This is a genomic window from Catenuloplanes sp. NPDC051500 (genome assembly GCF_044454585.1).
Lineage (GTDB): Bacteria > Actinomycetota > Actinomycetes > Mycobacteriales > Micromonosporaceae > Catenuloplanes.
Window position 1 is genome coordinate 24,131 of the sequence record NZ_JBITDX010000031.1, and the last position, 12,284, is coordinate 36,414.

Annotated in this window: 13 protein-coding genes; 7 read left to right on the top strand and 6 right to left on the bottom strand. The window is 71.7% G+C overall.

The genetic code is table 11. The features are described from left to right. Positions 1 to 33: 33 nt before the first annotated feature. Positions 34 to 903, top strand: a complete 870-nt coding sequence (locus ACIA8K_RS37220; protein WP_396068156.1) for a PAC2 family protein — start codon at positions 34 to 36, stop codon at positions 901 to 903. A gap of 21 nt (positions 904 to 924) precedes the next feature. Here the strand turns inward: ACIA8K_RS37220 and ACIA8K_RS37225 are convergent, their stop codons facing one another. Beyond that, positions 925 to 1,224: a TM2 domain-containing protein gene (locus ACIA8K_RS37225; protein WP_396068158.1), complete on the bottom strand. Its 300-nt coding sequence runs from the start codon at positions 1,222 to 1,224 to the stop codon at positions 925 to 927. Positions 1,225 to 1,268: 44 nt separating this feature from the next. On the opposite strand from ACIA8K_RS37225, the gene ACIA8K_RS37230 reads away from it, so the two are divergent. Both ACIA8K_RS37230 and ACIA8K_RS37235 read left to right on the top strand, forming a co-directional pair. Continuing rightward, positions 1,269 to 1,847 (top strand): hypothetical protein, encoded by a 579-nt coding sequence (locus ACIA8K_RS37230; RefSeq protein ID WP_396068160.1) that lies wholly within the window; start codon positions 1,269 to 1,271, stop codon positions 1,845 to 1,847. A gap of 123 nt (positions 1,848 to 1,970) precedes the next feature. After that, the gene (locus tag ACIA8K_RS37235) at positions 1,971 to 2,765 is read left to right on the top strand and encodes a GntR family transcriptional regulator (protein WP_396068162.1); all 795 of its coding nucleotides are present in this window, start codon (positions 1,971 to 1,973) and stop codon (positions 2,763 to 2,765) included. 44 nt (positions 2,766 to 2,809) lie between these two features. Here the strand turns inward: ACIA8K_RS37235 and mshC are convergent, their stop codons facing one another. The 4 genes from mshC to ACIA8K_RS37255 form a co-directional block, all read right to left on the bottom strand. Then, complete coding sequence (gene mshC / locus ACIA8K_RS37240) at positions 2,810 to 4,054, bottom strand: cysteine--1-D-myo-inosityl 2-amino-2-deoxy-alpha-D-glucopyranoside ligase (protein ID WP_396068164.1); 1,245 nt, start codon at positions 4,052 to 4,054, stop codon at positions 2,810 to 2,812. A gap of 156 nt (positions 4,055 to 4,210) precedes the next feature. Further along, positions 4,211 to 5,044, bottom strand: a complete 834-nt coding sequence (locus ACIA8K_RS37245; RefSeq protein WP_396068166.1) for an SCO1664 family protein — start codon at positions 5,042 to 5,044, stop codon at positions 4,211 to 4,213. A 25-nt stretch (positions 5,045 to 5,069) separates the two neighbouring features. Continuing rightward, positions 5,070 to 5,648, bottom strand: a complete 579-nt coding sequence (locus ACIA8K_RS37250; RefSeq protein WP_396068168.1) for a DUF3090 domain-containing protein — start codon at positions 5,646 to 5,648, stop codon at positions 5,070 to 5,072. 94 nt (positions 5,649 to 5,742) lie between these two features. Further along, a complete protein-coding gene (locus ACIA8K_RS37255; protein ID WP_396068170.1) occupies positions 5,743 to 6,669 on the bottom strand; it encodes a LysR family transcriptional regulator in 927 nt (308 codons plus the stop codon). Positions 6,670 to 6,800: 131 nt separating this feature from the next. Here ACIA8K_RS37255 and ACIA8K_RS37260 point away from each other — a divergent pair, with 131 nt between their 5' ends. Beyond that, on the top strand, positions 6,801 to 7,544 hold the full coding sequence (locus ACIA8K_RS37260; RefSeq protein ID WP_396068172.1) for an SDR family oxidoreductase: 744 nt from the start codon (positions 6,801 to 6,803) through the stop codon (positions 7,542 to 7,544). Between the two features lie 354 nt (positions 7,545 to 7,898). Here ACIA8K_RS37260 and ACIA8K_RS37265 read toward each other — a convergent pair whose 3' ends face one another. Then, positions 7,899 to 8,870, bottom strand: coding sequence for an aldo/keto reductase (locus ACIA8K_RS37265; RefSeq protein ID WP_396068174.1), 972 nt, complete (start codon positions 8,868 to 8,870; stop codon positions 7,899 to 7,901). 97 nt (positions 8,871 to 8,967) lie between these two features. Between ACIA8K_RS37265 and ACIA8K_RS37270 the strand changes: the two genes are divergently transcribed. The 3 genes from ACIA8K_RS37270 (at position 8,968) to ACIA8K_RS37280 (ending at position 12,283) form a co-directional block, all read left to right on the top strand. Next, the gene (locus ACIA8K_RS37270) at positions 8,968 to 10,017 is read left to right on the top strand and encodes an LLM class F420-dependent oxidoreductase (protein WP_396068176.1); all 1,050 of its coding nucleotides are present in this window, start codon (positions 8,968 to 8,970) and stop codon (positions 10,015 to 10,017) included. Between the two features lie 2 nt (positions 10,018 to 10,019). Next, positions 10,020 to 10,745, top strand: a complete 726-nt coding sequence (locus tag ACIA8K_RS37275; protein ID WP_396068178.1) for an MSMEG_4193 family putative phosphomutase — start codon at positions 10,020 to 10,022, stop codon at positions 10,743 to 10,745. Between the two features lie 1,346 nt (positions 10,746 to 12,091). After that, entirely contained in the window at positions 12,092 to 12,283 is a 192-nt protein-coding gene (locus ACIA8K_RS37280; protein ID WP_396068180.1) for a DUF5703 family protein, read from the top strand. Position 12,284: the final 1 nt, after the last annotated feature.

Consider the following 12,284-nt stretch of genomic DNA (forward strand, 5'->3'; position numbering starts at 1 on the left):
GCTGGCGGAGGTGAGCATGGAAAGGGTGATGGCGTGACGGAGTTCGACGGGCTGCCCATGCTGCGATCCCCGATCGCGGTCGTTGCGTTCGAGGGGTGGAACGACGCGGCCGACGCCTCGACGGCCGCCGTCGAGCACCTGGAACAGGTGTGGGACGCACGCAAGGTCAGCGAGCTTGATCCGGAGGACTTCTACGACTTCCAGGTCAGCCGGCCGACGGTGACGATGTCCGAGGGCGAGACGCGAAGCATCGAGTGGCCGAGCACCAAATTCATGGTGGCCAGCCCGCCCGGCGCGGAGCGCGACGTGGTGCTGATCCGCGGCATCGAGCCGAGCATGCGCTGGCGTACGTTCTGCGAGCAGATCCTCGAGGTCTGCCACAGCATGGAGATCAACAAGATCGTGCTGCTCGGTGCGCTGCTCGCCGACGTGCCGTACTCGAGGCCGCTCCCGATCAGCGGGGGCGCGACCGAGTCGGGTGCCGCCGAGCGCTACAAGCTGGTTCCGACGCGGTACGACGGCCCGACCGGCATCGTCGGGGTGCTGCACGACGCGGCCACCCGGGCGGACCTTGAGGCGGTGTCGTTCTGGGTGCACGTTCCCCACTACGCGAACAATCCGCCCTGCCCGAAGGCGACGCTTGCGCTGCTGCACCACATCGAGGACGTGCTTGACATCCCGGTCCCCACCGCAGATCTCGAAGAGGAGACCGCGGAGTGGGAGGAGCGGGTCCGCGCCGCCGCCGAGCAGGACGCCGAACTCGGCGAGTACGTGCGTGAGCTGGAGGAACGGGCTCAGGACGCGGGCATCCAGCCGCTGTCCGGCGACGAGATCGCCAAGGAGTTCGAGAAGTACCTGCGCCGCCGGGGCGGCTCCCCGGGGCCGACCGCCGGCAGTTGGTGACCGTGTCGCCGCACGGGATCCTCACCCCTCGATGATCCCGTGCCGCGACATGATCGCCGCCCGGCGCACCGCGTTCACGGCCCTGACCCGGCGGGCGATCAGGAATGCGTCCGCGAGGGTCCAGAGCCCGAGCCCGCCGAGCGTGAACAGCATCGCGATCGACCGCGCGGTGTCGCCGAGATAGAACCGGTGACCACCGAAGACCCCGGAGACCAGCCACAGTCCGTACGCGACCCGGACGCTCTTGCGCACCGACGCGAACTCGTCCTCGGCGCGCCGCAGACGCAGGCGCTCCCACTCCGGCAGCGGCGACATGGACATCAGGTCAACGATAGCCTGTTGATCTACTTGTCTACGGTTATCCCATGTGGACCCCCTCGGTGCTGCGCGCGCTCGGCGTATTCGCCACCGCCGCACTGCTCTCGCTGACCGCCGCGTCCGCCTGGGTGCCGGCGCCGGCCGCGGCCCTCATCGTCATCGGGCTCGGCGTGGCCGCAGGGGTGACTCTTCACCTGCTCGACCCCTGGCGGCCGGACGTGCGCGGCGCCTGCCTGGCCGTCGCGGTGGTGGCGACGATGGGCGCCGGCGGGCTCGGCGCCTCCTACGCCCGTCAGCTGAGCCTCACCTACCGGGGAGAGCCGGTGATCGCGACAGTGACCGCGGTGTCCGGCGACAGCTACACGCTCGGCTACGACGGTGAGCGGATCCCCGGGCGGCTCTCCTCGTGGCCGGACGGCGACGAGGCCTTCGGCGAGAGCGACCACGGCCGGCTGGGCGACACGGTGATCGTGCTGCGCGACCCGCTCGGTCTCGTCCCACCGGGTCTCCCCATCGACGATCGCGCCGGCCCCACCGAGGCGGTCCTGATCCTCACCGGGCTGCTGGCAGTGATCACCGTCCTGTGCGTCGTGGCCGACCGGGACCGGCGCTCTGGCAGTTCCTGATCGGCGGCCGCGAGTCAACATCGGCGGCCGCGAGTCGACAACACGGCGAAACGCGGTGCGGCGGGTGGCGCGCGCACGCCGCCTGGTGCATCCTAGGAACCTAGTCGCGTAGGAGGGCACCGCATGGCCCAGATCAATCCCGGCGCCGCCGAGTTCCCGCACCGGCAGATCGCCGAACAGCTCAGAGCGCAGATCCGGCGCGGTGACTGGCAGCCCGGTGAGCGCCTGCCGTCGATCCCGGGGATCGCCGAGCAGTACGGCGTGGCGAAGCAGACCGTGCAGCGCGCCATCGACCAGCTGCGCGTGGAAGGGCTGCTGATCACGAAGCCGGGCTCCGGGACCTACGTCCGCGGCACCCGGCGGCGGCTCAACCGGCTCTCCCGCGGCCGCTACGGCGGGCACCGCGGCTACCACGCCGATCTCGCGGCCCGCTACCGGCAGCAGCTCATCGAGGTCACCCGCGCGCCCGCGCCGGCCGAGGTCGCCGACGCGTTCGGCGTCAAGGACGGCACCGACCTGATCGTCCGCCGTCACCTGGTACGTGTGGACGACGCACCGGTCGAGGTCGGTGCGGCCTGGTTCCGGGTGCAGGACGCGGCCGGCACCAGCCTGGAGCGGATGGAGGCGTTCGGCCGCCCGCTCTACCAGGAGGCGGAGGAGGTCATCGGCCGGCGGTACGCGTCCGCGAGCGACGTGATCAGCGCGCGCCAGCCGTCCCGGGAGGAGGCGATGATCCTGCAGATCCGGCCGGACACGCCTGTGCTCCACCTGCTGCACGTGGCGTTCGACCCGGCGCGCAAGCCGGTCGAGGTGTCCCAGGCGACCTGGCCGGGGCCGCAGACCACGCTTACCGAGGAGTACACGATCCCGGCGCCCGCTCCGGACCCGGACCCCGACCCGGGGATGGCACTGGCCTGATGAGGAAGGGCCGCACCCGTACCCACGGATGCGGCCCTTGATCGTTAAAGACGCACGCCGAGCAGTGCGTCCACGGTCAGCGCCACCAGGCGAGGGGCGTCGGTGTCAGGCGTGTCCCCGCCGAGCGCGGCCGCCGCCCACTCGTCCACCACGGCCAGCGCGCCGGCGGTGTCCAGGTCGTCGGACAGCCGCTCCCGCACCGCCGCGAGCACGGCCTCGCCGGACGGACCGCCACCGAGCAGAGAAGCCTCCCGCCACCGGGCCAGCCGCTGCTGCGCGGTCTTGAGCACGTCGTCCGTCCACTGCCGGTCCGCGCGGTAGTGGTCGGCGATCAGCGCGAGCCGGATCGCCATCGGGTCCACGTGGTCGGCGCGCAGGCGGGAGACGAAGACCAGGTTGCCCCGGGACTTCGACATCTTCTCGCCGTTCAGGCCGATCATGCCGGCGTGCGTGTAGTGCCCGGCGAAGGGCGAGACGCCGGTCAGCCGCTCCGCGTGCGCGGCGGAACACTCGTGGTGCGGGAAGATCAGGTCGTTGCCGCCGCCCTGCACGTCGATCCGGTCGCCGAGCAGGCCGAGCGCGATCACCGCGCACTCGATGTGCCAGCCGGGGCGGCCGGGGCCGAGCACACCGCCGTCCCAGGCCGGCTCGCCGTCGCGGGTGCCGCGCCAGAGCAGCGGGTCGAGCGGGTCCTTCTTGCCGGCGCGCTCCGGGTCGCCGCCCCGGTCCGCGAAGAGCGGCAGCATCTCCTCCCGGGTCAGGTTCGACTCGTAGCCGAAGCGGGGGGCCGCGACCGCGAGGTCGAAGTACACGTCGCCGGTGCCGTCGTCGAGCCGGTAGGCCGCCCCCTCACCGAGGAGCCCGGCCACCTTCGCCGCGATCGTCGGGATGGACTCGACCGCGCCCACGTAGTGCTCCGGCGGGATGATCCGCAGCGCCTCCATGTCCTCGCGGAACAGCGCGGTCTCCCGCATCGCGAGCACCACCCAGTCCTCGCCGTCCCGCGCCGCGCGCTCAAGCAGCGGGTCGTCGATGTCCGTCACGTTCTGCACGTAACTGACCTCGCGACCGGCATCCCGCCAGAGGCGGTTGACCAGGTCGAACGCGATCATCGTGGCCGCGTGACCCAGGTGGGTGGCGTCGTAGGGGGTGATGCCGCAGACGTACATCGACGCGGGCGCCGGCGTGGGCGTCACCGGGAAGACGCCCTGCCGGGACGCGTCGTACAAGCTCAGCGGCCGCCCGTCGCCCGGCAGCCCCGGCACCTCGTGCCCGGTCCATGGATCCATGGCGCAAGCCTAACGACCGCTGCCCGCCTCCGGTCCGTACCTCCGGGTGATCCAACGCTCACCCGCTCAGCGGAGAAGCTGATCTTCCCACTCACGTGGTGGTCCGGCCCGCGGTCACACCTCGCGGCGGTCCCGCGCGGATCGGCCACACTGCGGTCAGATCGGCGGCCACGGTACGGCCGGCCAGCCCTCCGGCGGGTCGGGGAACGTGCGGCGGGCGATCAGCCGGGCGACGCGGCGCCGGGTGGCGTTGACTTCGGCGCCGGTGAGGTGCTCGTCGAGCGACTCGCCGAGATCACCGCGGAGGCCGGTGCGCAGCTCCTCAAGCACGGCGAGCGCCCAGGCCGGAAGGCGTTTGCCGGCCCAGCCCCACAGCACCGTGCGCAGCTTCTCCTCCTGGTGGAAGCAGATGCCGTGGTCGACGCCGAAGATCCGGCCGGACGGGCCGAGCAGCACGTGCCCGCCCTTGCGGTCCGCGTTGTTGAGCACCGCGTCCAGCACGGCCAGCCGGGCCAGGCGTTCGTCGTCCGCGTGGGCAAGCGCGTAGCGCTCGCCGTCGTCGTCCTCAGCGGAGGCGATCCGGAACCAGCCGGGCGGCAGCTCCCAGGCCGGGATGAAGCCGACGACCTGCTCCGCCTCCTCCGGCTCGTCGATCCAGAGCTGGCAGGCGCCGGGGCCGAGCGGGCCGTCCCTGAGTATGGTCGGCGGGATCAGGCCGAAGCCCGCGTCCCGCTCCGCCATCCAGGACGAGACCAGGTAGGCCGAGACCTCGCGGCCGGCAAGCGTGCCGTCCGGGAAGTCCCAGAGCGGCCGTTCACCACGGACCGGCTTGTAGACGCAGCGGCGGGTGACCCCGTCGAGCGTCACGAAGGCCCGCAGCGTGGTGTTCGACGCGTCGACGAGCCGGCCTTCCAGCTCCAGCTCACCGCGGCGCAGCAGCCGGAGCGCGTCCGGCTCGTCGAGCAGGCGGTCAGCCTCGGTGGACGTCACGCGTCACCCGGTACGCAGATCATGGTCAGCGATGGTAACCGTTGTGGCGCGGGCAGAGGTGACCCTTGGGGTCGAGCGGCTGGCCGCAGAGCGGGCACGGCGGCCGCCCGGCGGAGAGCACCCGCTTGGCCCGGTCGATGAACTCGCGGGTCGCCTCCGGCGTGAGCCGCACGCGCAGCCGGTCGAGGTCCTCGTCGGGCTCCTCCGGCTCGTCGTCCGCGTCGTCCTCGTCCTCGGCGATCAGCTCCTGCTCGCCCTCGCCTGCCGCGATCGCCTCGATGATGACAGTGGCAGTGTCCACGTCGAAGGCGAGGCCGAGCGTGCCGACCCGGAACTCCTCGTCGACGGGGGTGTCGAGCGGGTCGTTGTCCGGATCGTTGACTGTGGCGAGCACGGGCAGGTCGACGCCGAAGCGACGGTGGGCCTCGGCGAGCAGCTCCTCGAGCTTCTCCGCGAGCAGGGACACCTGGACCTTCTCCAGCGCCACGCTTACCACTCGGCCACCGCCCCGGGCCTGGAGGAAGAACGTCCGGTCACCCGGCGTCCCCACGGTCCCGGCGACGAACCGATCCGGCGGCTCGAACGCATGCACCTGGTGGGTCATAGGGTGAACCCTATCCGCCCGAACGGCCACGCGCGTAGCGCACAGGGCCGAATAAGACCGAACCGATCGGCGGATTCCGGACGCAACGGACGGTTTAGGTGGGCATGATCACTTGATGGTGCAGGCCGGTCACGACGGCCGGGCCGGACAGGCATGCCAGCGCGGACGCCCGGAACGCACCCACGAGCGGACTCCGCTCCCCGGAGCGGGTCAGCACCACCACCCGGCACGGCTCCGCGTCCGTGATCGGCACGGTGACGAGATCCGGGTGAAGCGACACCCGCCGGTCGCCGGCCGGCAGCGCCAGCACGGCCCGCTCCTCCGCCACCAGGTCGAGCTTCTCCTCGAAGTCGTACCCGGCCGCCACCGGCACGTCCGCCAACACCGGCCCGAGCCGCCAGAACTCACCCCAGGCCGGCTCCGCGTGCGGGCAGTCGAGTGCGGCCTCGCCCGCCAACTCCCGCAGCGTGACCGAGACCCGGCCGGCCAGGTGGTGGGTCCGCGGCAGCACCAGCACCCGCGGCTCCCGGTAGAGCACTGTCGTGTGCAGACCGTCGTCCGGGAACGGCAGCGGCGCGCGGGTGACAAGCGCGTCCACCCGGCGTTCCGCAAGCACGCCGGGATCGTTCCAGCCGACGTGCCGGGTGTGGACCACCGCGGCGGGACGGCGGCGGCGCAGATCCCGGATCGCGGGCGTGATCACCAGGTCGTCCGCGTACCCGATGGTGACGGACTCGCCCGGCGCTGCCTCCCGCGCGGCGAGAACCGCCTGGTCCGCGGTCCGCAGCAGCCGCCGCGCCTCGGGCAGGAACGCGTGCCCCGCCTCGGTCAGCCGGCTGCCCTGCGGCGTCCGGTCGAAGAGCCGCACGCCGATCCGGTCCTCGAGGCGCTGGATCTGGCGGCTGAGCGCGGGCTGCGCGACGTGCAGGGCGGCCGCGGCCCGGCCGAAGTTCTGGTGCTCGGCGACGGCCGTGAAGTACCCGACCAGCCGTAAATCAAGATCCGCTCCGGGTACGCGCACCGGTCCAGCGTACCCACACGCCCGTCATGCGATGACTGCATGACGGGGTGCGGAACGGGTCTTGGACCGCGCCGCCCGCCCGGCCGTTGACTTGATCCGTCCGGTTCGGCAATGACGGAAAGGCACCCCCCATGGGCAGGTACGACGGCAAGCGGGCCCTCATCACCGGCGGCGGCAGCGGGCTCGGTCTCGCCACCGCGCGGCTGCTGGCCGGCGAGGGCGCCCACGTGATCATCACGGGCCGTACCCAGGACACGCTCGACAAGGCGCGCGCCGAGATCGGCGGCGACGTGACGGCGGTCCGCAGCGACAGCGCGTCCAGGTCCGACATCGAGGCGCTCGCGGCGTTCGTCGACGCGGACGGCGGCCCGCTCGACGGGCTCTTCGTCAACGCGGGAATCAACGGCTTCGCATCGTTCGAGGAGACGCCGGAGGAGATGTACGACAGGCTGTTCGCGATCAACGCGAAGGGCCCCTACTTCACAGTGCAGCGACTCGTCCCGGCCCTCGCCCCGGGCAGCGGCGTCGTATTCACCACCTCGGTGATCAACAGGATGGGCTACCCGCTGACAAGCGTCTACTCCGCGACGAAGGCGGCGCTGCGCTCGATGACCCGGACGATGGCCCGCGAACTGCTCCCGCGCGGCGTGCGGGTCAACGCGGTCAGCCCCGGCCCGATCGACACCGGCATCCTCGACCGGTCGCTGCCGGCCGAGGTGGCGGCGCAGACAAAGGCGCAGATGACCGCCGAGGTCCCGATGCTGCGCTTCGGCGAGCCGGCCGAGGTGGCCCGGGCGGCCGCGTTCCTCGCGTTCGACGCCACCTTCACCACCGGCTCCGAACTGGCCGTCGACGGCGGCGGCTCACAGCTCTAGGCGCTGTGCCGACGTGGGGGTCGGAGCGAGGCGCGGTCCAGGGGGCGCCTGGGCCTCGCCGCAGCCCGGCATCCCACGTCGACACAGCGCCTAGCCCCAATCGAAGATCAAAAACCGGTCTTCCCACTCCGCGGGTGGTCGCGGCCCGCACGCTCCCGCGGGCCGCGGTCCCGCCGGGGACCGGCCCAGAGCAGCCCTAAGACGCCGGACCTCTCGGGGCAGCACGGGAATCACGCGCTCCACCCGGACTGCGCCTCCTCAAGGCTCGTTCCAGCCCGATGTGCTGCCTCGCGGTCACTCGCGGTCAGATGCGGCACATCGTCGCCCGATGCGGCACGTGGCGGCCGGGTGTGTTCAGTCGTCGCGCTCGGGATACGCGTAGCCGATGGCGGACACGTCGTCGAGTGCGCGGACTATCTCGCCCGGGAGCTCCACATACTCCACCTGCAGCGCGCCGAGCAGCTGGCCCACCGTGCGCGCGCCGAGGATCGGCGCCACCACGCCGGGCTGGTCGCGGATCCAGGCCAGCGCCACCTCGAGCGGTGAGACGCCGAGCCCGCCGGCCGCGATGACCACCGCCTCCACGATGCTCGAGCTGCGCGGGTCGAGGTAGCTCTCCACGAACGCGGCGAAGTGCGGCGACACCGCGCGCGAGTCGGCCGGCCGGCCGTTGCGGTACTTCCCGGTGAGCACGCCGCGGCCGAGCGGTGACCAGGGCAGCAGGCCCAGCCCGAGCGCCGCGCAGGCCGGCAGCACCTCGCGCTCGACACCGCGTTCAAGCAGCGAATATTCCATCTGGGTGGCGACCACCGGCGCGCGGCCGGGGTAGGCGGCCTGCCAGGTGGCGGCGCGCGCGGTCTGCCAGCCGGAGTAGTTGGACAGTCCCACGTAGCGCACCCGGCCGCTGGTGACGGCCGCGTCGAGCGCGGACATGGTCTCCTCGAGCGGCGTGGCCGGGTCGTAGCCGTGCACCTGGAACAGGTCGACGTAGTCGGTGCCGAGCCGGCGCAGCGACGCGTCCAGGCTGCGCAGCAGGTGCCCGCGCGAGCAGTCCCGCCGGCGGCCCGCACCCGGCCGCACGCCGGCCTTGGTGGCGATCAGCAGGTCCTCGCGGGGGACCAGGCCGCCCAGCAGCGAGCCGATCACCGCCTCGGCGTCACCGTCGCCGTAGACATCAGCGGTGTCGACCAGATTGCCGCCCGCGTCGAGGTAGCTCTTCAACTGCGCGGCCGCGTCGTCGGCGTCGGTGTCCCGGCCCCAGGTCATGGTGCCGAGCGCGAGCCGCGAAACCGCCAGCCCGCTTCGGCCGAGCGGTCGCTGTTGCATGGGTGAACCTTATTAAGAACTGTGCCGTACGGATATCCTCGTCGGCACCTTGACGTTACTCGTGGGTATTCACAAACGGTTAAAGGGGTTGAATGCGGTGAAACTCGGACTGAGCCTGGGCTATCAGACCGCCTGGAGCACGCCCGCCGACCATCTCGCGATCGCACAGGAGGCGGACCGGCTCGGCTACTCGGTCGTCTGGGCGGCCGAGGCGTACGGGTCGGACGTGGTCAGCATGCTCTCCTGGATCGCGGGCCAGACCAGCCGCATCCACGTCGGCTCCGGGATCATGCAGATCCCCGCGCGCACACCGGCGATGACCGCGATGACCGCGGCCACCATCGACACGTTCTCCGGCGGCCGGTTCCGGCTCGGGCTCGGCGTCTCCGGCCCGCAGGTCTCCGAGGGCTGGCACGGCGTGCGGTTCGGCGCGCCGCTCGCCCGTACCCGCGAATATGTGGAGATCGTCAAGGCCGCCCTGCGCCGCGAGCGGGTCGAGTTTCAGGGCGAGCATTACACGCTGCCACTTCCGGACGGCCCCGGCAAGGCGCTCAAGCTCGGCTTCCGCCCGCTGCGCGGCGACATCCCGATCTACCTGGCCGCGGTCGGCCCGAAGAACCTTGAGCTGGCCGGCGAGATCGCGGACGGCTGGCTCGGCATCTTCTTCGCGCCCGACCTGGCCGACGGCTACCTCGCCTCGGTCGCCGCCGGCCGCGCCAAGGCCGGACTCGACCTCAAGGGCTTCGACGTGGCACCCGCAGTCCCGGTCGCGATCGGCGACGACCTGGCCGCCTGCGCCGACCTGATCCGCCCGCACGCCGCGCTCTACGTCGGCGGCATGGGCAGCCGCAAGCAGAACTTCTACAACCAGATCGCCGTCCGGATGGGCTACGAGCAGGCCGCCGCCGAGGTCCAGGACCTCTACCTGACCGGCCGCCAGCGCGACGCGGCCGCCGCCGTCCCACAGGACTTCATCGACCGCACCTCCCTCATCGGTCCCAAGGACAAGATCAAGGAAGAGATCCGGCGGTACGCCGAGAGCGGCGTCACCACCCTGTCGGTCAACCTGTTCACCGGCGACCGGGAGTCCTCGATCTCCACGCTGCGCTCCCTCGCCGAGGCCTTCGAGGCGTCCGGGGTCGCGTAGGGTTGCATCTCGTGGCAACCGTCCTTCTCCTCCGTCATGGGCGGACCACCGCCAACGCCTCCGGCGCGCTCGCCGGCCGCCAGCCCGTCGAGCTCGACGACGCCGGCCGTGGCCAGGCCGCCGCGGTCGGCGTCCGCCTCGCCGGGCTCCCCCTGGCCGCGGTGGTCTCCAGCCCGCTCCTGCGCTGCCGCCAGACGCTCTCCCTCGCGCTGCCGGACACGCCGCCGCAGCTCGAGGACGGCATCGTCGAGTGCGACTACGGCGCCTGGGAGGGCCAACCCCTGTCCAAGCTGGCCAAGGACCCCCTGTGGCCCGTCGTCCAGCAGCACCCCAGCGCCGTCGTCTTCCCGAACGGCGAGGCGATGGCCGCCATGGCCACCCGCGCCGTCGCCGCGATCCGCGCCTGGGACGCAAAGATCACCGCCTCGCACGGCCCGGAGGCCGTCTGGATCGCCTGCAGCCACGGCGACGTCATCAAGGCCATCGCCGCCGACGCCCTCGGCCTGCACCTCGACCAGTTCCAGCGCATCGTCGCCGACCCCGCCTCCGTCACCGCGATCAGGTACACCGCGACCCGGCCGTTCGTGCTGCGCTCCAACGACACAGGTGGCGACCTGGCCGCGCTGGTGCCACCCCCGGCCAAGAAGCGCCGCGGCCGCCGCGCCCCCGCCCTCGCCGAGTCGGACGCAGCCGTCGGCGGCGGCGCCGGTGGCGGCCAACTCCCCTGACCCACGGCGAAACGGCTCCAGCCCCACGGCGGAGCCGGCCCCTGACCCACGACGGAACCGCCCCCTGACCCACGGCGAAACCGGCCCCTGACCCACGGCGAAGCCGGCTCCGAGCGACGAGCGGAGCGCCAGCGGAGCCCGGCGAGGTCTGCCCGCGGGAGCGACTCTGTTGCCCATCCGCATGCGGCGGTCTGGGGCCTCACGATCGAAGGGCTGGCATCGAGGAAGGGGGGGTGGCGGGTCAGTCTGGCTGGCCGACGGTTTCGCGGCATGCGGGGGCAGCACGGCCATCGTCTACTGAGGTTTCGCGGTCGGGGTGCGAGTCGGGCACTCCGCGCCCGAAATTTCGTAATAAAGAAGCCCCTGACGGGCCTTACCCAGACCGCGGAAGGTCAGTAGGCGGCGGCTGGTCAGCGCGGCTGCGGCCGGGGCGGTCGCAAGGGCCGGCACCGAAGCCGAGAGCTTGCCGAAGGGGCAGTCGATCTTGGCTCTCACGTATCGCCGCGCCAGAGACAAAGGCAGCTCGGCCGCTCAACGCCGAGATGGGTTCGCTGTTCGGGATCTCGCGTCCATCTGACGGGATGCAAGATCCTTGCGGCTCTGGTGGCCCTTATCCGAGTGAGATAAGGGCCACCAGAGCCGCAAGGATCTTGACGCGGGCCTTACTGATCTTTCGGCGTCAGGATGAACGAGCCAGGAGGCACCTATATAACGAAATATCGGGCGCGCTGCGCTCGAAGCTGAGCCACTACCGCGGACCTGCATGAAGCAGGTCATGAGCGTCGGCTGTGTCCTGACACATATCGGGCGCGCTGCGCTCGAAGCTGGGCCACTACCGCGGACCTGCATGAAGCAGGTCATGAGCGTCGGCTGTGTCCTGACATATGCGGATCCGGGGTTGCTTTGCGTTCATGCCCAGCCCTGAGACCTGCCGAAGCGCCACGACCGACCCGCACACCCGCGGAACTCGCGGCCTCGATGCCGGCCCTTGCACCCACCCACGCCCCAGCCGCCTCGACCCAAAGCCACCTCAACGCGCGCCACATCAACGCACGCCACCTCAACCCGCGCCACCTCAACCCGCGGCGCCTCAACCCGCAGCTGCCGAGACGACGGCAGCGCTGCTCTCGCCCTCCGCAACCACAACGAACAGCCGAAACCACTCGCCACGCCCAGCTCTTTCAATCCTGGGTCCCCGGGCGGCCGGACGCGAATGGGAAACAGAGTCGGGAGCGAACGGGGCCGGACCACCGCGGGAGAGGGAAGACGATCTTCTGCCGTTACCCGCCCCTCAGTTCGGGACAGGTTCTGGCGTGCACCCCGATCCCCGGCGCAGGATAGAGGTCATGGACTACGAATACGCGCCGCTGCGGTTGCCGCCACACGTCGATCGGACGACCGCCACGGCGCAGCTCGCCATCCAGGCCGAGTTCTCCGGCTGGGAGCTGGCCCGGGTGCGGCTGTACCGGGACGGGACGCGGCAGGTGGTGCTGCGCCGCCGGGTCCGGGAACAGCCGCAACCGGGCCTCTCCATCTGAG